The 22,784-nt window shown below is 44.8% G+C and carries 15 protein-coding genes; 13 read left to right on the forward strand and 2 right to left on the reverse strand.

The window, feature by feature from the left end:
* Positions 1–13: 13 nt before the first annotated feature.
* From rhaA to V6668_RS13735, 6 genes are all read left to right on the forward strand, one after another.
* Complete coding sequence (gene rhaA, locus V6668_RS13710; RefSeq protein WP_338708694.1) at positions 14–1,285, forward strand: L-rhamnose isomerase; 1,272 nt, start codon at positions 14–16, stop codon at positions 1,283–1,285.
* A gap of 157 nt (positions 1,286–1,442) precedes the next feature.
* Entirely contained in the window at positions 1,443–3,116 is a 1,674-nt protein-coding gene (locus tag V6668_RS13715) for a ribonuclease J (RefSeq protein ID WP_076249490.1), read from the forward strand.
* 436 nt (positions 3,117–3,552) lie between these two features.
* Complete coding sequence (locus tag V6668_RS13720) at positions 3,553–4,536, forward strand: LacI family DNA-binding transcriptional regulator (RefSeq protein WP_036670711.1); 984 nt, start codon at positions 3,553–3,555, stop codon at positions 4,534–4,536.
* A 344-nt stretch (positions 4,537–4,880) separates the two neighbouring features.
* The gene (locus V6668_RS13725) at positions 4,881–6,356 is read left to right on the forward strand and encodes a sucrose-6-phosphate hydrolase (protein WP_338708695.1); all 1,476 of its coding nucleotides are present in this window, start codon (positions 4,881–4,883) and stop codon (positions 6,354–6,356) included.
* A gap of 26 nt (positions 6,357–6,382) precedes the next feature.
* Positions 6,383–8,365 (forward strand): sucrose-specific PTS transporter subunit IIBC, encoded by a 1,983-nt coding sequence (locus V6668_RS13730; RefSeq protein ID WP_338708696.1) that lies wholly within the window; start codon positions 6,383–6,385, stop codon positions 8,363–8,365.
* Positions 8,366–8,787: 422 nt separating this feature from the next.
* Positions 8,788–9,183 (forward strand): hypothetical protein, encoded by a 396-nt coding sequence (locus tag V6668_RS13735; protein WP_338708697.1) that lies wholly within the window; start codon positions 8,788–8,790, stop codon positions 9,181–9,183.
* Positions 9,184–9,312: 129 nt separating this feature from the next.
* Here V6668_RS13735 and V6668_RS13740 read toward each other — a convergent pair whose 3' ends face one another.
* Positions 9,313–11,040 carry a cellulase family glycosylhydrolase gene (locus V6668_RS13740; RefSeq protein ID WP_338708698.1) on the reverse strand — a complete coding sequence of 576 codons (1,728 nt, stop codon included), beginning with the start codon at positions 11,038–11,040 and terminating at the stop codon, positions 9,313–9,315.
* 260 nt (positions 11,041–11,300) lie between these two features.
* On the opposite strand from V6668_RS13740, the gene V6668_RS13745 reads away from it, so the two are divergent.
* From V6668_RS13745 to V6668_RS13765, 5 genes are all read left to right on the forward strand, one after another.
* Positions 11,301–12,131: an amidohydrolase family protein gene (locus tag V6668_RS13745; protein ID WP_338708699.1), complete on the forward strand. Its 831-nt coding sequence runs from the start codon at positions 11,301–11,303 to the stop codon at positions 12,129–12,131.
* 428 nt (positions 12,132–12,559) lie between these two features.
* On the forward strand, positions 12,560–14,002 hold the full coding sequence (locus V6668_RS13750) for a 6-phospho-beta-glucosidase (protein WP_338708942.1): 1,443 nt from the start codon (positions 12,560–12,562) through the stop codon (positions 14,000–14,002).
* A gap of 292 nt (positions 14,003–14,294) precedes the next feature.
* Positions 14,295–15,125 carry a BglG family transcription antiterminator LicT gene (licT, locus tag V6668_RS13755; protein WP_338708700.1) on the forward strand — a complete coding sequence of 277 codons (831 nt, stop codon included), beginning with the start codon at positions 14,295–14,297 and terminating at the stop codon, positions 15,123–15,125.
* 211 nt (positions 15,126–15,336) lie between these two features.
* Positions 15,337–17,226, forward strand: coding sequence for a beta-glucoside-specific PTS transporter subunit IIABC (locus V6668_RS13760; protein WP_338708701.1), 1,890 nt, complete (start codon positions 15,337–15,339; stop codon positions 17,224–17,226).
* 487 nt (positions 17,227–17,713) lie between these two features.
* Positions 17,714–19,183 carry an Msr family ABC-F type ribosomal protection protein gene (locus V6668_RS13765; RefSeq protein ID WP_338708702.1) on the forward strand — a complete coding sequence of 490 codons (1,470 nt, stop codon included), beginning with the start codon at positions 17,714–17,716 and terminating at the stop codon, positions 19,181–19,183.
* 145 nt (positions 19,184–19,328) lie between these two features.
* On the opposite strand, the gene V6668_RS13770 is transcribed toward V6668_RS13765, so the two are convergent.
* Positions 19,329–19,919 (reverse strand): biotin transporter BioY, encoded by a 591-nt coding sequence (locus V6668_RS13770; protein WP_338708703.1) that lies wholly within the window; start codon positions 19,917–19,919, stop codon positions 19,329–19,331.
* A gap of 112 nt (positions 19,920–20,031) precedes the next feature.
* On the opposite strand from V6668_RS13770, the gene V6668_RS13775 reads away from it, so the two are divergent.
* Both V6668_RS13775 and V6668_RS13780 read left to right on the forward strand, forming a co-directional pair.
* Positions 20,032–20,886, forward strand: a complete 855-nt coding sequence (locus tag V6668_RS13775) for an ATP-binding cassette domain-containing protein (RefSeq protein ID WP_338708704.1) — start codon at positions 20,032–20,034, stop codon at positions 20,884–20,886.
* The gene (locus V6668_RS13780; protein WP_076249480.1) at positions 20,871–22,634 is read left to right on the forward strand and encodes an ATP-binding cassette domain-containing protein; all 1,764 of its coding nucleotides are present in this window, start codon (positions 20,871–20,873) and stop codon (positions 22,632–22,634) included. Before V6668_RS13775 ends, V6668_RS13780 begins: the two co-directional genes overlap by 16 nt.
* The last annotated feature ends 150 nt before the right edge of the window (positions 22,635–22,784 follow it).

Below are 22,784 nucleotides of genomic sequence, written 5' to 3' on the forward strand. Positions count from 1 at the left end.
AGGGTTTTTGCGGATGGATAACCAAGTCAAGCAAGCTTATGAAGCAGCCAAGGCATTGTATGCCCAGCACGGAATTGATACGGACGAGGTACTGAACAAACTCGCGGAGATCAAAGTATCCGTACACTGCTGGCAAGGCGACGATGTCAAAGGTTTTCTGAACAAAGATGGAGAGCTAACAGGGGGCATTTCCGTTACAGGTCAGTATCCGGGGGCTGCGACAACCCCTGCAGAACTTCGTAACGATCTGGAGCAAGCTTTTGCTCTGATTCCTGGCAAACATAAGGTCAATCTACACGCGATCTACACGGATACAGACGAGCAGGTTGAACTGGATCAGATTGAGCCAAAGCATTATGAGAACTGGGTGAAATGGGCCAAAGAACAAGGACTTGGTCTGGATTTCAACCCAACATGTTTTTCCCATGAAAAATCAAGTGACGGGTTCACGCTCAGTCATCCAGACCCTGAAATTCGCAAGTTCTGGATTGATCACTGCAAGGCATCCCGCCGGATTGGTGCTTATTTCGGGGAACAGCTTGGTCTGACTTGTGTAACCAATGTATGGGTACCGGACGGATTCAAAGATAATCCGGTTGACCGGTTGACACCACGCAAACGTCTCAAAGAATCGCTGGATGAAGTATTCGGTGAACCACTTAACCCGGAGCACAACCTGGATGCGGTAGAGAGTAAGCTGTTTGGTCTGGGTTCGGAAGCATATGTGGTGGGTTCTCATGAATTCTATATGGGTTACGGTTTGCAAAATGATACGTTAATCTGCCTGGATGCGGGTCATTTCCATCCAACAGAGGTTATTTCTAATAAACTGTCGTCCTTGTCTTTGTTTACAAGTGGCATTCTGCTTCACGTAAGCCGCCCGATGCGCTGGGACAGTGACCATGTGGTAATCATGGACGATGAACTGCTGGAAATTGCCCGTGAACTGGTTCGACATGATCTGCTTGCGACCACACATATTGGACTGGATTTCTTTGATGCAAGTATTAACCGTGTAGCTGCATGGGTTGTGGGGACTCGCAACACGATCAAAGCCCTTCTCCGAGCGATGCTCGAACCAGTGGATGCCTTGAAACAAGCCGAATTGGAAGGGGATTACACGTTGCGTCTTGCCTTAACGGAAGAGTTCAAATCCTATCCGTTTGGGTCGATCTGGGACTACTATTGTGCTCAGCAAGGCGTTCCAGTCCGTGAAAAGTGGATCACCGATATCAAAACCTATGAACAAGACGTATTACTACAGCGTGATAAATCATTGGTGTAACCGCATTTATATTTCGTATAAACCACTATGGAATGAAAATTCCATGGTGGTTTTTTGGCATAATCACGCTGAAATGCATAACTGAGGCGATTGCTTCCATACTAGGAATATAGATCCGTATCGTATACGATTGCCACGCAGAGGAGGAATAACAGAGTTGAATCTAGCCCACAACAAACTTTATATCGCTGCACTTGGCGGCGTGAATGAAATAGGGAAGAATATGTATTTCATCCAGTACCATCAGGACATCATCGTGATTGACTGTGGTTCGAAGTTTCCCGATGAGACATTGCCTGGTATTGATCTGATCATTCCGGATGTAACGTATTTGCTGGAGAACCTGGATAAAGTAAGGGGTCTTGTGGTTACTCACGGACATGAAGATCACATTGGTGGCATTCCGTATTTGTTAAAACAAATGAACATCCCGGTGTATGCATCCAGACTCACTCGTGGGCTGATCGAACTTAAACTGAAAGAGCATGGGTTGCTACGCAAGGCCGACTTGCATACGATCGATGCTCATTCCAGCATTACGCTGGGAGGGATCGAGGTTTCCTTTTTTGCAACCAGTCATAGTATACCGGATTGTCTTGGTATCTTTTTTCAGACCCCAGCAGGCAATGTTGTGCATACCGGAGATTTCAAATTTGATATGTCGCCTGTACATGGACCATTCCCTGATCTGCACCGTATGGCCGAGATTGGCAAACAGGGTGTCCATATTTTGCTCTCCGAGAGTACCAATGCAGAAAGACCGGGATTTACACCTTCCGAGCGTGTTGTGGGAGATCACATTCTGGATGCCTTTATCCGTGCAAAACAAAAAGTATTCATCTCGACCTTTGCGTCGAATGTCAGCAGGGTACAGCAGATTGTGAATGCAGCATTCGAGACGGGCCGCAAACTGGCACTGTTGGGCAGAAGTATGGTGAATGTGGTATCGGTGGCCAGTGAATTGGGGTATTTGCAAGTTCCTGACGGATTGTTGATTGAAGCTATCGATTCGGATCAGTTTCCACCAGAACAAGTTGTTGTATTATGCACCGGTAGCCAGGGAGAAGCGATGGCAGCATTGTCACGTTTGGCATCCGGTAAACATCCTCACGTAAGAATTAACGCCGGGGACACGGTCATTATTGCTGCCGGAGCCATTCCGGGCAATGAACGAAATCTTGCACATGTAATTGATAACCTGTATGTTCTCGGAGCACGTGTGATATATGGTTCAAGTGGTGCAGCTGGGATGCATGTATCGGGACACGGCAGTCAGGAAGAACTCAAACTGATGTTAACCCTGATGAAACCGGATTATCTGATTCCGATCCACGGTGAGTTTCGCATGTTGTATCAACACAGACTGCTTGCTGAATCCGTAGGAATAGAGCGTGATCATGTGTTTATCGTGAATAATGGGGATATGGTCCAGTACAAAGACGGCATTGCTTCGCTAGGTCCCAAAATTGCATCAGGAAATAGTCTCGTAGACGGTCTGATCATGGGTGATGTCGGCAATATTGTACTGCGTGACCGCAGGCAACTATCCTCCGATGGCATGCTGGTGATTGTGACTACACTGAGCAAAACGGAAAAACAGATGGTCACGTCACCTGAAATTATCTCCAGAGGGTTTGTATTTGTTAAGGATTCGGAAGAATTCATGCATGAGATTCATGAGCTGGTTCTAAACCGAATGGGGGAGTTGACCGGGGCTGGGGTGAATCAGTGGAATGTGATCAAAAGAAAGCTGAAAGATGAGATTGGTCACTATATTTACGCTCAAACGAAGCGAAGACCTATGATCTTGCCAATTATTATTGAGGTCTGAGTCAGCAGGGATAGGGATTATCCATGCCCTAATGGTCTGTGCAAACGTGTATATGGAAGCTTAACAGCCTGATGAATGTCGGATCATACTTTGGTATGAACGTCACATTGATATCGGGCTTTTGCTATTACATCGGGAATGTTCAATAGATGCGCGATAAATGGAGTTGAATCAAATTCGCCATGGGTTTGCGATTCGAAGTATAATAAAAGGTAAACTATATGAATTGAACTAAACATTCACACGAGAACGTAGAGGACAGAAAGAACCTGAAGAAGCGGAGCGTGCGCCTTTATCTCCGGATGTTCACCTTTGAAAAAGTAAATCAAAACATCTGGGGATAACAGCGATCGGAAGGTTGTTCTGTCATCGGAGTGGTAAGTGTGAATATTCTTGAGTTCAATTTATATAGCTAACAGAAACAAGAGGAGTCTTTATGAATAAAACGATTTCTGATATCGCTCAGATGGCAGGTGTGGCAAAAAGCACGGTCTCTCGCTTCCTGAATGGCGGATCGGTTAGTGAGGATACACGCCAGAAGATTGAGCGCATTATCAAACAATACAACTATGTTCCCAATACATTTGCACAGAGTCTGAAGGCTAAGAAGACCAGTATCATCGGTACGGTTGTGCCACGTCTTGATTCTTTTGCAACATCACAGACATTGATCGGAATTGATGAAGAACTGCGGAGTAATCAGTATCAGATGCTGATCGCAAACACGAGTCAGGACATGCAGCGCGAGATTGATGCTATCTATGATTTTGCACGACAGAAGGTATCGGGTATTATTCTGCTGGCTGCTGAAGTGACCGAAGCACATCTGAAGGCCGTTGAGGATATACGGATTCCGGTGTTATTGGTAGGGCAGCAGCATGAGCAATTGCACAGTCTGGTTCACAATGATGACCAAGCAGGTTATGAGATGGGCAGATATGTCGTCGAACAGGGTCATCGCAAGATCGTGTATATGGGGGTTAGCGAGAAGGATCGGGCGGTAGGAATCTATCGTAAACAAGGGTTCCAGCGAGCAATCGCCGAGTGTGGTGGATGTGAAGTGAAGTATTATGAGACAAGCTTTAAGATGTCGGAAGCCATCGTTACCGCTGAAGCCATTCTGAAAGAAATCACACCAACGATCATTGTAGGGGCCACGGATAATATCGCACTGGGTGTGATGAAGATTGCATTCTCCAATAAAATCCGCATACCGCAAGATTTGTCTGTTACGGGATTTGGCGGATATGATATTACGGAGATGATTCACCCCACGCTGACGACTGTGAAATATCATTATTTGCAGGCGGGCAAAGTAGCGGCGAATCATATTATTCGTCTGGTCAAAGGCGAGTCGGTGGAGGAACGAACAACACTCGACGTAGAACTAATTCCTCGAGAAAGCGTTGACAAATTATAAAAACATCCTTTATGATAATTCCATCGAACCGGTTCCATTATGAATATCCAATGCGGATATGCGAACACGGGCAGGCACTAATGCCATGGAATTATTTTTTTGCGTCGAATGGAACCGGTTCCTGTAATTGATTTTTGTATAAGTTAAATAAGAAATAAACATTTACGGAGAGGGCAGAAAAAATCTGAAGAAACGTAGTGTTCGCCTTTATCACCGGATTTCACCCTTTAGAAAAGGGATCAGGAAATCTGGGGATAACAGCGATCGGAGGATTGTTCTGCCATCGTAGTCTCAGTGTGAAATTTCTTGGTCTAACTTATATAAGCAAGGAATGGAGAACAGCTATGAAAATGACTAGAGAGCAACGCTACAGACGAATTGAGCAAGCGGAGCCTGGAGAGATTGCGAAGCTTGAAGCACAGATATCCGTATGTCCTTGGCGACAAAGTTATCACATTCAGCCGATAACAGGTCTGCTTAATGATCCTAACGGCTTTGCATATTATCAAGGCTATTATCATCTGTTCTATCAGTGGTTTCCACTTGGGACAGAACATGGCATGAAATACTGGTATCATACCCGCTCGAAGAATCTGGTGAACTGGGAAAATGTCGGGATTGGAATCGAACCGGGTGGCAGGTATGACTCACACGGAGCTTATTCCGGCAGTGCGATTGAAAAAGACGGCAAGCTGCACTTGCTGTACACGGGCAATACCAGAGATGAGGATTGGGTCAGACATCCGTATCAATGCTTGGCAGTTATGGATGAAAGCGGTTCAGTAACCAAACTGAATGATCCCGTGATCTCGTCTGTGCCAGCCGGATACACGGAACACTTCAGAGATCCCAAGGTGTGGAAACAAGGAGACACGTATTATTGTGTAATTGGTGCGCAGAGAACAGACGAGACGGGATGTACAGTGCTGTATCGCTCCTTTGATGTGAACAACTGGGAGTTCCTTGGTGAAATTCGTACGCAATTAACCTCCTTTGGTTACATGTGGGAGTGCCCGGATTATATGGAGATGGACGGGAAAGGTGTACTTGTCTTTTCCCCGCAAGGCTTAGATGCAGCGGGAGATCATTATCAGAATATTTTTCAATCCGGTTATCTGATCGGTGAGCCGCTCAATCTTCAGACGAGAGAGTTCAATCATGATGAATTTCAGGAGTTGGATCGTGGATTCGACTTCTATGCGCCGCAGACGATGCAGAGCCCGGACGGAAGACGTATTCTGGTTGGATGGATGGGACTTCCCGATCTGGAATATCCAACAGACGATAGTGGCTGGGCTCATTGTCTGACCATTCCTCGGCAATTGTCATTCCGTGACGGCAAGTTAATTCAACAACCGGTTGAAGAGATGGTCCAATTACGTCAGCAGGATAAAGGTACACATGTTCGCGCAACAATTGATAATGAGAGTCGATCTTTCACTGGTTTTAATGGGATTGCCTATGAACTGATATGTGAGATAGGCCATATAGAAGCAGAGGTTGTAGGCATCGAATTCCGGGCAAATGGAACTGAAAAAACGGTTCTTCTGTATGATCGGATTCAGCAGAAAGTTGTCTTGGATCGGACCATGTCTGGTACCGAGCTGGCAGAGCAGAATGGCGTTGTACGGCAGTGCACACTTACTGCGGAAGTGATTAAGTTCCATCTGTTCGTAGATTCGTCCTCGGTCGAGATCTTTGTGAACGATGGGGAAGAGGTCTTTACCAGCCGCATTTTCCCAAGCCGGGACAGCGTGGACATTCGTTTCTTTGCACGCGGAGGCAAAGCTGATTTTGAAGCAACTCAATGGAATTATTAAGTATTACGTGAGAGGAATGAGATAACATGTCGGAGAATCAACGGATTGCCCAAGAAGTCATTCATGCCATCGGGGGCAAAGAGAATATCGCATCATTTGCACATTGTGCAACTCGTCTTCGCATCATGGTGAAAGATAAAGAAAAGATTGATCAGAAAACGGTCGAGAATATTGAGAAGGTGAAAGGCGCCTTTTTCAACTCAGGTCAATATCAGATTATCTTTGGTACGGGAACAGTGAATCGAATCTTTGAAGAGGTTGAGAAGCTGGGCATCGAAGGAACGTCCAAGGAAGATGTGAAGAGTCAGGGGAAAAAAGAAGGAAATGCTTTTCAACGGGCTATCCGCACGTTTGGTGACGTATTTGTACCCATCATTCCCGTACTGGTAGCTACAGGACTGTTCATGGGATTGCGCGGATTACTTACCCAGAATGAAATTCTGGCGTTATTCGGTGCAACACCGGATGATATCTCGGTCAATTTCCTGTTGTTCACTCAAATCCTGACGGATACGGCATTTGCATTTCTACCTGCACTTGTAGCGTGGTCCGCATTCCGCGTATTTGGCGGAAGTCCAGTACTTGGTATCGTACTGGGGCTAATGCTGGTCAATCCTGCATTACCCAATGCTTACGCGGTGGCAGATGGATCAGCACAGCCGCTGCATATGTTCGGTTTTATACCTGTCGTGGGTTATCAAGGTTCGGTTCTGCCTGCGTTCTTTGTAGGTTTGATTGGAGCCAAGTTTGAGAAGGTACTAAGAAGACGGGTACCCGAGGCACTGGATTTAATTCTGACTCCTTTTATTACGTTAACGGTTATGATCACACTTGGATTATTCGCGATTGGTCCCGTATTCCATTCCCTAGAAGAGTGGGTGCTGCATGGAACAACTGCCGTATTGGATCTTCCGTTTGGCATTGCAGGTATTATCATTGGATTCTTCCATCAGATTATTGTTGTTACCGGTGTACATCACATCTTTAATTTCCTGGAGATTCAGCTACTGGAGAAAACGGGATTCAATCCGTTCAACGCCATCATTACCTGTGCCATGGCAGCACAAGGAGCGGCTTGTCTCGCAGTCGGTCTGAAGACCAAAAATATGAAACTCAAAGCACTCGCATTACCTTCTTCCTTGTCCGCATTTCTGGGCATTACGGAGCCAGCGATCTTCGGAGTTAACTTGCGTTATATGAAACCATTTATTATGGGACTTGTTGGTGGTGGTGTAGGTGGTTTCATCGCTTCCTTGTTCCATCTGCAGGGTACAGGCATGGCTGTAACGGTTATTCCCGGTACACTGCTCTATCTGAACAGCCAACTGCCGTTGTATATCTTGTCCAACGTGGTTGCCATGGCGATTGCATTTGCACTTACCTGGTTCTTCGGATATAAGGATCAACCGGTCGCAGAAGAATCGGTGAGCCATGAGAACAGTGGAGTAACATCAACTGAACTTAAAGCAGAGGAATTTAATCCGCGTATTAATTCAGTTACCGATGCCGTTACAAGCAATCGTCCTAAGGTAGATTTTCTCGAAATCGCTTCGCCAATGAACGGTACCGTCGTTGCTCTGGAGCAGGTTCCTGACCCGGCGTTCTCGGAAAAACATATGGGTGAGGGCGTTGGCATCGAGCCATCAGAAGGCAAAGTATATGCACCGTTTGATGGTGTCATCGCACATGTCATGAACAAGAGTAAACATGCGGTGATTCTGGAGCATGAGACAGGTGTACAGATGTTGGTTCATATCGGAATTAATACGGTTGGACTGAAAGGAAACGGTTTTACCGCACATGTGAATAGCGGAGATCGTGTAACTGCAGGTCAATTGTTGATCGAATTTGACATGGATGTCATTCAGGCTGCGGGTCTACCTTTGATTACACCTGTGTTGATCCCAAGTGGAAACGAAATGATAGCAACTGTTACAGCAGCCTCAACCGGTCGTGTGCAAGCCAATGGAGAAGCGGTGCTGGTAGTGAAATTTACTGAGCCACAATAAGTGATCGTTTGAAATAGAAATGTACTGGAACATGGATGTAGAAAAATACAAATCATACAAGGCAAAGGGAACTGGTATATCATCAGGTTTCCTTTGCCTTTTTGCATTACTTTTAGCTAAAGTATTAAGACATTTTGCTTTGAATCTGTGCATGTAAGCGATTAAAAAGAGATATATCTTCAATTATGGCTCGGTTAATCAGGTTTCTTGAATCACTTATGATTGACCGAGAAATAGGGAGAATAACAGAGTAAAGAGTGCATTATACAAGATATGAACAGGATTACGGTCTGGAATCAATCAGGAAGGTTCTGAATCGGATACGGTTCAATTGCGGAAAGGCAGACAGAGGACTATGATTCGCACATAACGTACTTGAGATGATATATGCAGGATCTGATGTGAAGGCGAGGTAGACAGCAATGGATGAAGCAATGATTGTTGTATCAGCAGGACACAGTGCAGCGGGGATGAATTTCGTGGATTTATTACTGAAAAAGAGATTAGCCTTCGTTGTGCTTGTACACAGTGAAGAGGAACGGGAACAACTTCAAACCCTCGTAGCATTTCCTGTGCGTTATATTCAAGAAACGGAAGGGATGCAACAGACTCGACCCGAATATATGGTCACAAATGCATTTGTGTTCGAGAATAATCTGCCTCAATGTTGCCAGGATATCCAGTTGTGTCACAGCTGGTATCCGCAACATCTCTATGTCGTTTCCAGTAACAAGGCTCCAGTTGGTCTTGTATATAAAGGGCTTGGTGCGACGTATGTCATTCATAGCCAGAGTGGGAATGTTTCGTTTTTATTGTGAACGGTCATTCATAATGGATGTGGAAGGAATATCTGAAGTAAAAGGAAAAACGTTCTGTCCGAGCCGTAGGCTCTGGACAGAACGTTTCGTGGTTCCCACGGGTATAGATTAAGTGGGGAATCCTTATAACTAATATGAAGCTACACCAACAACGCTGGTTCCATTTTTCGTGATTTTGTACGTCAGCACATCTCCATTCCAGAAATGGAACTTAAGCGTGATTTCGCCATCATTGGTTTCATTGAAGAAGTTAGGTTTCAGCTCAATCACATTACGTTCGTAATCTGGGCTAAATGTGTAGGAGAATTCTTTGAACGAAGTCCAGTTCTGTGGACCGGCGTTTTCTCCGTTTGCATATGTTGCTTCCATCGTTGCCAGTTGGTTCCCGTTAAACGTAGTCGGAATGGCAAATGCACTGGTTGTACCTGTTGCATCGTTCAACTTAGGTGTGTCATATTTAATGATATTAAAGTTCCAGTCAGCACCTTCATTGAATCCAGCCGTGAGTGTGGCATTTACGCCCAAATCACCAGAGGTTGTCAATTTGGTTAACAGATTGGATTTTAACGTAAGCACATCTTTTTTGATCGTATAGTCTTTACCTCTTACAAGAGGGGTAGTGCCATTTTTCAACGAATTGAATTTGTTCCCATTCAGATTGAGTTTTACCTTCTTATCTTGAATGGCTTCATTTTGTTTAAGATATACGAGATCCGTTTCGGCTGTGGATGAGCGACCTGTCCAGCTGGCTTTCATGGTATCAAACAATTCCTGATCAGACCAAGTAAAACTTGTGCGACCGAAGTGTTGTCCGTTATCCCACAACATCGTTGTCATCTGTTTTTGACGCAGATATTGTCCAACAAATTCGAAGAATTTCAGTTTTTCGCCTTGCTCAATGACACCTGTGTGTTGATCAAAACCAAGCAAGCCATACTCACCAACGATAACCGGAATGCCTTTCGCTGTAAAAGCATTGTATACCCGATCAAAAGTGTCGGTAACGTCCTTCTGTACTTCCTCGTTATACTTGGTGTAACCTGCGATGTTCACACTGAATGGCCAGAACCCGTAGTAGTGAACGGTTGCAATAATATTGGTGTCATTCAATTTTTGAATGGTCTTATTCAGTTCATCCAGATCAGGTTGAGCGGAAGAGGTATGCATCGTTGGAAGTACAAGAGGACGTGTCTCGTTGTTTCCACCCGAAGTTCTTACGATCTTGTGAAAAGAAGTATTCAACTCGTCCAGCATGCGATATCCAATCGCTGCATCTGTTGTGCCGCCTTCGGAGAAACGTGGTTCGTTAACACTTTCGAACATGAGTTTATCGGATGCATCTTTGAATTTGTCCGCAATCTGAGTCCAAGCAGAGTTATAACGTGCAAGCACATTGTCATGGTCTTTCTCCATGTAACTGATCCAGCGCCAGGAATCATGGTGAAGATTGATCATGACGTAGAGATCCGCATCAAGGGCCCAGTTTACTACTTCTTGAACCCGATTCATGTAAGCGGAATCAATTGTGTAGTCGGGTGCGTCACCGATATGGGCTTCCCAGGTTACAGGAATACGGATACTGTTGTAGCCCTCATCTGCGATCGACTGAATTAGTTCCTTCGTAATGCGCGGGTTGCCCCAGGCTGTCTCATCTTCACCAACGGCGTCAAGAGAGTTACCCAGATTCCAGCCAGGCTCCATGGCGTTCACGTAGGTCTGCATTTTGCTTGGAGCGGGTGAGGTATTGGCCTGTTCGCTGTTGTCAGTTGCAGCTGAAGCCATAGCCGAGGAGAATAGAGATAGAATCAGGGCAGTCACAAGCGTAAGAGATAGGACTGATTTGCGGTTTTTTTTCATTAATATAGTCTCCTTCGAATAGAGAATGGTTGAACATGAATAGCGGTTAAGCAGGGTGGAAATAGAGCTCAACGCAAACAAAAGTTCACTTGTCTAATGCTGGAATCACCACCGATTTATGTACTGAAAGCGTTTTCGTAATTTACTATATCATGATTTAATATACGACAATACCTGCACAATTGGAATAAAAATCATGTGAAAATCAGTGATTGCTTTTTAATGATAATTAGATTTAAATACCCTGGGAGGGATCTAATATGAAGCTGGATGCACATCAACATTTCTGGGAATACAATGTCGCCGAATACGGATGGATTGGCGAAGAGATGAAAACCATTCGTCAATCTTTTCTTCCGGAAGCTCTTGAACCTTTATTGGTCCAATCCGGACTGGATGGATGTATTGCGGTACAAGCCAGACAATCACTGACAGAAACCGAGTGGCTTCTGCAGTTGGCAGATCGGCATGAATGTATCAAAGGTGTTGTCGGATGGGTGGACCTTTGTTCGGATGAAGTTCGGAATCAGCTTGAACTGTTCGCGTCCAATCCGTATCTGAAGGGCGTACGACATGTCATACAGGATGAACCTGATCTGAAGTATGTATTGAGAGAAGACTTTCAGCGCGGAATTTCATTGCTAAAGGAGTATGGTTTGGCCTATGATCTGTTGGTATCCAAGGAGCAACTGCCTTATGCCGTTGAACTGGTTAAGACGTTTCCTGAACAGCGATTTGTACTTGATCATCTAGCCAAACCCGACATAAAATCAGGTATACTCTCACCCTGGAAAGAAGCGATTGAGTCATTGGCCGCACAACCTAATGCGTACTGTAAACTTTCAGGGATGGTGACGGAAGCAGACTGGGTAAATTGGAATCCAAAGGATTTTACAGCCTATCTGAATATCGCCATAGAAGCCTTTGGTGCAGAACGGTTAATGTTTGGGTCCGACTGGCCTGTGAGCAACGTTTCAGCTACGTATTCTGAAGTATATGGTCTTATTAATTCTCACATTAATGCCTTACCTATACTAGATCAACAGATGATTCTTGGCGGCACATGTGCTGCGTTCTATCAAATATCGTAGTGGGCAATCCGAAGCTAAACCGGTTTCAAGAAGTTGACAACTGTTCTGATTCTTGCTAAAGTTTTATCCAATCCGCATAATCATGATCTGGGAATGTTACCGATATGGGCATAACCTGAGCTGGCTTGTTTACACGTAATCGTGTACCCAGGCTGGTTCGGGTTTTTTCTATTTAAGTTGAACAACCGATTTTACACGAGACGACTGCGCGGCCAGAACAATCTTCCAATCGCTGTTATCCCCAGATTTTTTGAATCCCTTTTTAAAGGGGAAATCCGGTGATAAAGGCGAACGCTCCGCTTCTCCAGATTTTTTCTGTCCTCTCCGTTTATGTGTAATTGTGTAGTTCAACTTAAATATTTTGTCTTTTTAATGTTTCTTACGATTGGAGCGGATAGCTGAATTACATATTTGGAAGGAGAATGATGATGACGAATTTTAAATTTCCCAAAGACTTTCTGTGGGGTGGAGCCATTGCTGCCAATCAGGCGGAGGGCGCGTATCTGGAAGATGGCAAAGGGCTGAGTATTGTTGACTTGCTGCCAACAGGAGAGAACCGCAGAAGCATTATGAAAGGCAATGTTCCAGCTTTTACGCCGCTTGCTACCGAGTTCTATCCTTCGCATGAAGCAATCGATTTTTATCACCGTTACCCTGAAGACATTGCTTTATTTGCCGAAATGGGATTCAAAGCACTGCGTGTCTCCATTGCTTGGGCACGGATTTTCCCGACAGGAGAAGATGCACAGCCAAATGAAGCCGGATTACAATTTTACGATAACCTATTTGATGAATTGTTGAAAAACGGCATTGAACCTGTGGTTACATTGGCTCACTTTGATGTGCCTGTGCATCTGATCGAGAAGTATGGCAGCTGGAGAAGTCGTGAACTGGTAACTCTTTTCGAGACATACGCTACAACGGTATTCACTCGGTACAAAGACAAGGTGAAATACTGGATGACATTTAATGAGATCAACATGCTGTTACATCTTCCGTTCCTTGGGGCGGGGCTGGCGTTTAATGAAGGGGATAACATCAAGGAAATTCAATATCAGGCTGCTCACCATCAACTGGTTGCAAGTGCATTGGCAGTCAAGGCATGTCATGAGATTATTCCTGGTGCCATGATTGGGTGTATGCTCGCCGCAGGAAGCTTCTATCCGTATACTTGTAATCCGGAAGATGTGTTCCAGGGCATGGAAAAAGATAGAGAGTCCTATTTCTTCATCGATGTGCAGTCACGCGGGGAATATCCGGGTTACGCCAAACGTTTCTTCAAGGATCACGAATTGAACATTGTTATGCAGTCGGGTGATGCGGAAATCTTGAAGAATCATACCGTAGATTATATCGGGTTCAGCTATTATTCAAGTCGTACAACCAGTACCGATCCGGAAGTTATCAAAAATATGACCAGTGGTAATGTATTTGGCTCGGTAGCCAATCCATATCTGGCGAAGTCCGAGTGGGGCTGGACGATTGATCCCAAAGGATTCCGTATTACCGCCAATCAACTACATGATCGTTATCAGAAGCCGCTGTTTGTTGTTGAGAATGGATTTGGTGCCAATGACGAGGTTACACCGGAAGGTGAAGTGGATGATGCGTACCGGATTGACTACTTGAAACGACATGTAGCTGAAATGGGTGAGGCCATTCAGGATGGAGTGAACATCATCGGTTACACCAGCTGGGGACCTATTGATATTGTAAGTGCCTCCTCAGGTGAGATGAGAAAACGGTATGGCTACATTTACGTGGATCGTAATAATGAAGGTCAAGGTGAGCTGACACGACTGAAGAAGAAGAGTTTTGAGTGGTACAAAAATGTGATCGAATCCAACGGAACAAACTTGGGTGACGCGTAGTCAAAAAGGTGAATTGGATTAGTTCAGACATCAAACAATCGGAAGGACCATAAATTCACGGAACTTCCGATTTTCCTCACATTGAAAGCGTTGACATATAGTCAGGTTCGCGCTATACTTGACGCAATTATATCGTTTCTGGGATTGTTACTACTCGAAGTAGGCAAAACCTAAGCACCAAAAAAAGCAGACCACCATGTCTTGTTTATTTTGTGATGCTTCAGGTTTTTTTTGTATGCCCAAAAAACGATGTATAACTGCCAAGAGAGTGGAACGTGACGGGGGGATTGAAGTGAAAATAGCAAAGGTTATCAACAATAACGTCATTAGCATCTATCAGGCGGATGGAGCAGAGCTTGTGGTGATGGGACGTGGGATTGCCTTTAAGAAAAAGCCGGGGGATAAAGTAGACGAGACCCGCATCCAGAAAGTATTTGCATTGAAAAACAAACAAACTTCCGATAATTTCAAAATGCTGCTGCGGGAAGTTCCGATGGAACTGATTGAAATTGTGGAAGAGATTATCACGTATGCATGTGAGAATCTGGGCCGAAAGCTGAATGAGAACATCTATGTATCTCTTACAGATCATATTAACTTCGCCATCGAACGTTATCGGGAAGGCGTGGAGATCAAGAACGCATTAATGTGGGAGATCAAACAGTTGTACAAGTCCGAATTCGAACTCGGCCTGAGGACGCTGGAACAGATCAACACCCGAATGAATATTGAGCTTCCACCCGATGAAGCCGCTTTTATTGCTCTTCATATTGTTAACGCAGAGATGAACGAAGAAGTTATTACAACGATGAACATTACGAAGTTTATCCAGCAGATTATTAATATAGCGAAATATCATTTCAAAATGGAATTTGATGAGGACTCTCTCAGTTATTTTCGCTTTATCACACATCTGAAGTTCTTCTCCCAGCGTGTGCTCAGTGGTACGCATTACGACAACAACTATGATCATTTCTATAACATGATTAAGGAGAAACATCCAGATGCCGCAGCGTGTACGGAGAAAATTGAGTTGTTTGTCAAAAAGGAATACAACCATGAGTTGACCAATGAAGAAAAATTGTATCTGACGGTTCATATCGAACGAGTGGTTAATCGATAATATTTAAATGTTGACAAAAATGGTTTTATTATAATAATATGTGATTAACAGGAATTGAATACGATTTAACTGGGATTGTTACTGGTTATGCAGGCAAAACCTAAGTCATGAGAAGGTCAGGACCATTGTGTCCCCTTGCTCAAGGCTTAGGTTTTTTGCGTGCAAAAAAATCGGTAAAGGGCCTGTTTGAGAAAAAGTGGGGGTGCAGATCATGAGTCAAGAGAAACTGGCCAAAGAGATTGTAGAACTGGTTGGCGGTGAGAAAAATGTGGAATCGCTGGTTCATTGTGCAACACGATTACGGTTTGTATTGAAGGACGATGCCAAGGCAGACAAAGCCAAACTTGAGAAAACAGAAGGCATCATCGCAGTCAAAGAAAACGGAGGACAGTTCCAGGTGGTTGTTGGTAACAAGGTGCCTGAAGTCTATAGTGCCATTGGACAGATCAGTAACATTCTGGACGATTCGACTGATAAAGAAAAACCTCGCAAAGCAGCCAAAGGGCTCGGGGGTATTATCGATATCATATCCAGCATCTTTGCACCACTTCTGGGTGTTATGGCGGGAGCCGGTATTCTAAAAGGGTTATTGTTGATTGCAAGCAATATTGGATGGCTGGAAACGACAGAAACAACATATACAATCCTGTATGCAGCAGCAGATAGTCTCTTTTATTTCCTGCCTCTGTTGTTAGCGGTTACAACAGCACGTAAATTCCAAGGAAATATGTTTGTCGCGATGACGATTGCAGGAGCGCTAATCTATCCGTCCATCGTCGCGTTGAAATCAGAGGGAACACCAACGGATTTCTTCGGTATCCCTGTCATTTTGATGAACTATTCATCTACAGTTATTCCTATCATTTTAGCTGTCATTGTCATGAGCAAGTTGGAGAAATTCTTTAATAAAACACTTCACGATAGTGTGAAAAACTTTGTTACGCCATTATTTTTGCTAGTGATTATGGTACCTCTGACACTGTTGGTATTCGGACCATTTGGCGTATATGTAGGTAATGGAATTGCAGCCGGGCTTGTTGCCGCTTTTGGATTCAGTCCATTGCTCGCTGGAGCTGTTATGGGTGCAAGCTGGCAGCTGCTCGTTATATTCGGAATACACTGGGGTCTGATCCCAGTATTTATCAACAACGTTGCAGTGTATGGACAGGATGGGGTTAAACCGGCTGCGACAGCTTCGATCTTTGCCCAAACGGGTGCTGCTTTTGGGGTTATGTTGAAAACCAAGAATAAAAAACTGAAAACATTGGCGGGATCATCCACGTTGACGGCTTTGTTCGGTATTACGGAACCGGCCATCTATGGGGTAACATTACCACTGAAACGTCCATTCATTGCAGGAGTTATCGGTGGTGCAGTTGGTGGAGCTATCATTGGTCAAGCGGGCACATTGGCATTTGCATCTGGCGCACCGGGACTACTGACCTTGCCAATCTTCTACGGACCAGGCGGACAAGGTTTCCCAGGATTGATTCTGGGTATCGTAGTATCGTTTGTTGTTTCGGCTGTACTGACGTACATCATGGGCTTCAAAGATCCGGTCGAAGAAGAAACAAAAACCGAACCTACGACATCCGCTCAGCAATCTGTTCGTGCAACGAATGCTTCAGACGAAAATGTATTTAGCCCAATCGAAGGAACGATTGTTGAATTGTCGGAAGTTCCAGATCCGGCCTTTGCATCGGGAGCAATGGGTAAAGGGATCGCGATTGAGCCAACTGTGGGCAGAGTTGTATCGCCTTTTGACGGCACAGTTACCGTTGCATTCAAGAAAAAACATGCCTTGGCTGTAGTATCAGACACCGGTGCTGAGATATTGGTTCACGTGGGAGTTGATACCGTTAAATTGGATGGGCAGCATTTTGTTTCCCATATCAAAGAAGGCGATCGGGTCCAAGCGGGAGATCTGTTGCTTGAGTTCGATATTGCACAGATTAAGGCTGCTGGTTATCACACAGTAACGCCGATTATCGTAACGAATTCCGCCAACTACGAGGAAGTAATTCCACAGGCTACAGGTCAGGTTCATAGCCAGGAACTTCTATTGAAATTAAGTAGCGGTAATGACCAGGAACAAAAGTAGTTTGATGTACTAATCTGATGGTATAGTGTTTTCATCGTTCCGTTGACATGGTGGAATTGGAAAATTATAATTAGAATTGTACATCTATACATGATAATGAAAGGTGGATTATTGAACATGACACATGCAATGAGACTGCGCTTCCTTCCTTTGAATCGGTAATTGAATACGTTCAAAGGCTCTGACTATCGGTTCAGAGTAAACGGGATCAGTCTGTCATTTTCAATCATCCTGACCTTAAAATAAGTGTTATACTCGCTTTCCCGTTTACGTTGAATCACAGGCCGTGGCCTGTGATTCTTTGTTTTTCTTCTGATTATCTTAATCAGGTAAATAATTAGGTGAAGGCACTCAATACAAACTACTGGAGGTAACCGCTATGATGACGTTACTGTTCTATTGATACGAGCTGGCACGATCAGCTCGTATCGATAGAAGCGTGCTTCGCTATCGATACGAAATAAATCTTATTTCGGAGGTAGCGAATATGGAAAAGATATGTTTTGAATTAGAACAGGTTGAGATGACCTATATGGATAAAGTAATACTGAACATTGAGCGACTGGCTGTGCATCAACTGGATCGCATTGGTGTAGTAGGTGGTAATGGTCAGGGTAAAAGTACACTGTTGAAACTCATTGCGGGGCAGATCCAGCCAACAGCCGGAAAGGTAAAACGTTTTGCAGAGTTTGGTTATTTGGAACAAGTGGAACCACCCCAGTCTAACGAAAGTATTGAAGTTGACGGGGCTTTACTCAGTAAATTAGCGATACCTCAACACGACCAAGCATGGAGTGGTGGAGAACAAACCCGTTTGAAACTGGCTCAAATGTTCACTCATTATCATGAAGTACTGTTACTGGATGAACCAACAACACACCTGGATCAAGAGGGCATTACATTTTTGCTGGATGAATTGCGTTATTACTATGGGGCGCTTGTACTGATCAGTCATGATCGTGCAGTTCTGGATGAACTGGTGACGACGATCTGGGAAATCCATCAAGGTGAGGTTCGCGTATATTCCGGCAACTATAGTGATTATCAGGCACAGAAGAGGCTGGAGCGTGAACAACAAAACCAGGCCCATGAGCAGTTTTCCAAGGAGAAAAGACGATTGGAGCTGGCCGCCCGGGAAAAGATGAAGAAAGCCGAGAAAATAACGCAGGCCGGAAGCATGTCCAAAAAAGAATCCAAGGCAAAAACAAACCGTATGGTTGAAACCAAATCCAAAGGCACCAGTCAAAAAGCGGTGCACCGCGCAGCCAAAGCGATTGAACAGCGTATGCAACAACTTCATGAGGTAAAAGCGGTGCAAGAGGATCGGCCTATGATCTTCCGTCAGCCAAAGACACTGGAGCTGCACAATCGATTTCCGATTATGGCAGATCGCCTTACGCTTGAGGTAGAAGGCCACATATTGTTGGAGGATGTAAGTTTTCAGGTTCCATTAAAACAAAAAATAGCGATAACCGGAGCCAATGGCAGCGGGAAAAGTACATTGCTTAACCATGTTTTCCATGCTGGGGATCACATCACAATGTCTCCAAAAGCAAAGCTCGGTTATTTTCAGCAAATGAGCTATCGTTTCACGACAAAAGAGACCGTATTACAATTCCTGAAAAATCGTTCGGAATATGAGGAATCTGAGCTGAGAAGTGCGTTGCATGCGATGCAGTTTACAGGTAATGACTTGCTGAAGAATGTTGGGACATTAAGTGGAGGAGAAGCGATTCGTCTTCAATTATGTCACTTGTTTCTTGGACAATATAACATTCTATTGTTGGATGAGCCGACGAACTTTCTTGATATGCATGCATTGGAAGCATTGGAGCGTTTTATTAAGGCGTATGAAGGGACGATTCTGTATGTATCTCATGATCAGAGGTTTGTTGAAAATACAGCGGATCAACAATTTCATATTACAGAGCGCCAATTAATTCAGGTGAATATATAAGTTGAACTAAAGAAGATTTACACGGATCACTCCGATGATAGAATAACCTTCGAGGAAGAGAAGTAACAAAAACAGCCAAAGTGATTTTGGCTGTTTTTGTTTTAGAATATGGAGGCTTGTGATCTAATAGGATATGTAGCTTCTATTAAGAATCCGCTTTTATAACCGTGGAATGCATGTTACCTGTGAGACGTTGAGGTGGGAAAACCATGCGCACGGGCGCAATGATGATGGCAGCAAATACAGCTTTGATCAGATCCCCAATTATGTAAGGATAAAACCCTTGAATCATGGCCTCAGGTATGTCCATTTTGTAAGCATAGGCAAGCCAAGGGACCCCCGAGACATACACGAGCAGTGAACCAAATAGTTCAAATACAACAAAAGCGAGTATGAATCCTGTTATACCTTTGATGTTGATTCGTGCAAGCAACAATCCAATCAATAATGCGGAGAACGGCCACATCATCACATATCCACCGGTAGGTCCAAGAAGTACTGCAAATCCTCCGGTCCCGTGCAGCAAGGGGAATCCAAGAGCGGTGAGCAGAACAACCATCGTGACACTTAGAAAACCGTAGAGTGGACCAAGTAATCCTCCGGCCAGCATGACAGCCAAAGTTTGTAATGTTATCGGTACTGGGGAGAAGCCAATGGGAATGCTTATGTAACCAAAAAGTACTAAAATTGCGGCCATAAGTGCGCTGAATACAATGCCTCGCAAAGATAATTTCATGTTTGAACAATCCTCTCCATTTTGGTAATATAATTGTTAACCAATTAATTAAATGTGGTTAACGATTAGGATCGTACCACATAACAATAGAAAGGGAAAGGACTAATTTACGATGCAAGGCAACCTGCCTATAATTACATTAGAAGATGTTCGAGTGCATTATGCTTCCGAAGGTAGTCAGGTGAGAAAAGCACTGGATGGGGTCTCACTTACGCTGCACCAAGGAGAATGGATTAGTATTGTAGGAGCGAATGGCAGTGGGAAAAGCACACTTGCTGGACTACTGATCGGATTCGTTCCGCTATCGGGAGGGGTACGGAATATTTCGGATGAACTTACTGTTCGGGGTGTACTGCAGCAACCGGATGCACAGGTACTTGGCGATACGATTGAAGAGGAGTTTCATTTTGCGCTGTCACCATTGATGGATTCTGTAGAAGAGCAATTGGAGCGCAGGCAGGATGCATTACATACCGTAGGACTTCAATATCCCCCGGAGAAGGCTGTCTCACAATTATCCGGTGGACAGAAACAACTGCTTAATATTGCTGTAGCACTCGCAGCCAAACCGGATATATTGATTCTGGATGAGCCAACAGCCATGCTTGATCCGGGAGCAAGGGACAGGATGGAAGCCATTGTTCAGAAGATTACCCAGCGGGGTACAACGGTGATCTGGATTACGCACCATCTGGAGGAAGCAACCCTGTGTGATCGAATCATTGCTATGGAGAGTGGATGTAGTGTGTACGACGGGGAGCCGAAGTCCTTTTTCTATGAAACAGAGTTGAATGAGAAGGCTACTAGGGAAAATGAGCAGCTATCCCCCTGTGAACGGTTAGGATTGGACCCTCCTTTTACTGTAAAAACTGCGTTATTGCTCAAGCAAAAAGATATGATGCCAGAAGCCATGCCACTGCGACCTGAGCAATTGGCCAAGGAGGTCGCACGTTGGAGATCAAGCTAACCAATATACGTATAGAAGCATCGGCATCGGGCAAACGTGCACTGCTTGAAGATGTGAGTGTACAGTTGAACAGTGGGGAAATCACCTTGCTGCTGGGCTGTACGGGTTCAGGAAAAACGACTTTACTACAGACGTTGGCTGGTCTAAGACCGCCCGATACTGGAAGTATCACATTGGATGGCACTCCTTTCTGGAAAGAAGGAAAAGTGCCGCAGTCGATTTTATTGCAAACGGGACTATTGTTTCAATTTCCGGAACAGCAACTGTTTGCCCGAAGTATTCAGCGTGAATTCTCATATTCTCTGCGTCCCTATCGACTTTCAGAGAAACAGCAACAAGAGCAGATCACAAAAGCACTGAACCAGTGGGACCCGCCAGTATCCTCGGAGTTGGACCGGCGTTTTCATCTGGACAGGTCGCCATTTGCTCTAAGTGGGGGAGAGAAGCGCAGGCTTGGACTTGCTCTCGGAAGTGTGACCAACCCACACTGGCTTCTGCTGGATGAGCCGAGCGCCGGGTTGGAAGCGCAAAGTGTCGGGCTTTTGCTGGATGTACTGGAGCAACATCGTCTGGCAGGTGGTGGGGGTGTGGTAGCAACCCATGATCTGGATACATTTTTGCCTTGTGCGGATCGAGTATTGTTGTTGCAGGAAGGCCGTCTAATCGCTGATCTTACGCCGAGAGAACTTCACAAAAGACCTGAACTGCTGGAGCAGACAGGGATTGGACTGCCACCATCGATGAGACTAGCACAGCAGTTAAGAGCAGCGGGTCTAGAGCTGCCTTTGACCGCGATGACGGCAGAAGAGATGGCTGAAAGTATTGTTCAGTCCACGTCAGTTGAGGTGGGGATTCAGAACGGATCGAAAGAAGCATCAGGGACGGTAACGATGGAAGTCAAGAGCGATGTAATGAAGTATGAAAAAAAAGCACTGAAGCTGTCGTCCGTTAAAACTGAAGATGATCCAAAGCTTCTTCCGAACACATTGACTCATTCAGGCGGATTATATGGCGTCATGGACCCACGTCTGAAATGGATTTTGTATATTTTGCTGGTCACCGCAGCTATGATTCAACAGCAATGGCTGGGATTGACGTTAACACTGGTGCCGGTAGTAGCAGCACTTGCCGTGCTTCCGCGTCAGACTTTGGCTGGATGTATGAAATTAATGAAGCCATTATTATTCTTTTTCATCATCTCAACGGCGTTATCTGGGACAACCCTTTCAACAGAGGGAGGCGGTCTGCACTTTGGTTTTTCCCTGGGTCAGGCGGAGGGCACTTTGTTGAATGTGTATCGTTTGTTTATCGTCACATTGGCAAGCCTTTGGTTTTCGTTGACGACACCTTATGGGCGAATGGTAGAAGGGCTGAACTGGGTACTCGGTATCGGTAAAAAGATCAGGTTGCCCGTAGCTTCGTTTGCTCTTGCTGTATCGTTAATCTTTCGGTTTATCCCGATGATCTGGAGTGAGTGGCAGCGATTCTCACTGATCGTACGAGCACGTGGAAAGGCAGCATTAAGACCAAATACCGTGCGAATTCGTGACCTAGGTCCGATGGTGATTCCCTTGTTAATGGCACTGTTCCAACGTGCAGAGGATATGACCATTGCGATGGAAATGCGTAAAGTTAGAGAGCACTCTACGCTTGGAGGACGTTCATCGTTATTGGTATGGTCCAAACGTGATACCTGGTTTAGCATGGCTGGCCTCATTGTTTTTGTACTATTAATATGGATTCGCTAATTGTGATGGCGATGATTAACGTGATTAATCCGGTGATGAATATGACGATGGATTAGAACAATAAACGCAGTGTTTTCCAAAGATCATGCATAAATGCATTTGTCCTCGCTCACAATAAGTGGACGTTGGTCATCTGAAGTGGATCAGGAG

Origin of the sequence: Paenibacillus amylolyticus (genome assembly GCF_036894225.1) — a bacterium.
In the GTDB taxonomy this organism is placed as follows: Bacteria; Bacillota; Bacilli; order Paenibacillales; family Paenibacillaceae; genus Paenibacillus; species Paenibacillus amylolyticus.

Excerpts from the sequence above, each read along its gene's own strand:
- V6668_RS13735 (WP_338708697.1), top strand. The coding sequence starts at position 8,788 with ATGGATGAAGCAATGATTGTTGTATCAGCAGGACACAGTGCAGCGGGG.
- V6668_RS13760 (WP_338708701.1), top strand. The coding sequence starts at position 15,337 with ATGAGTCAAGAGAAACTGGCCAAAGAGATTGTAGAACTGGTTGGCGGT.
- V6668_RS13770 (WP_338708703.1), bottom strand. The coding sequence starts at position 19,919 with ATGAAATTATCTTTGCGAGGCATTGTATTCAGCGCACTTATGGCCGCA.
- V6668_RS13765 (WP_338708702.1), top strand. The coding sequence starts at position 17,714 with ATGGAAAAGATATGTTTTGAATTAGAACAGGTTGAGATGACCTATATG.
- rhaA (WP_338708694.1), top strand. The coding sequence starts at position 14 with ATGGATAACCAAGTCAAGCAAGCTTATGAAGCAGCCAAGGCATTGTAT.
- V6668_RS13720 (WP_036670711.1), top strand. The coding sequence starts at position 3,553 with ATGAATAAAACGATTTCTGATATCGCTCAGATGGCAGGTGTGGCAAAA.
- V6668_RS13775 (WP_338708704.1), top strand. The coding sequence starts at position 20,032 with ATGCAAGGCAACCTGCCTATAATTACATTAGAAGATGTTCGAGTGCAT.
- V6668_RS13740 (WP_338708698.1), bottom strand. The coding sequence starts at position 11,040 with ATGAAAAAAAACCGCAAATCAGTCCTATCTCTTACGCTTGTGACTGCC.
- V6668_RS13745 (WP_338708699.1), top strand. The coding sequence starts at position 11,301 with ATGAAGCTGGATGCACATCAACATTTCTGGGAATACAATGTCGCCGAA.
- V6668_RS13730 (WP_338708696.1), top strand. The coding sequence starts at position 6,383 with ATGTCGGAGAATCAACGGATTGCCCAAGAAGTCATTCATGCCATCGGG.
- V6668_RS13725 (WP_338708695.1), top strand. The coding sequence starts at position 4,881 with ATGAAAATGACTAGAGAGCAACGCTACAGACGAATTGAGCAAGCGGAG.
- V6668_RS13750 (WP_338708942.1), top strand. The coding sequence starts at position 12,560 with ATGACGAATTTTAAATTTCCCAAAGACTTTCTGTGGGGTGGAGCCATT.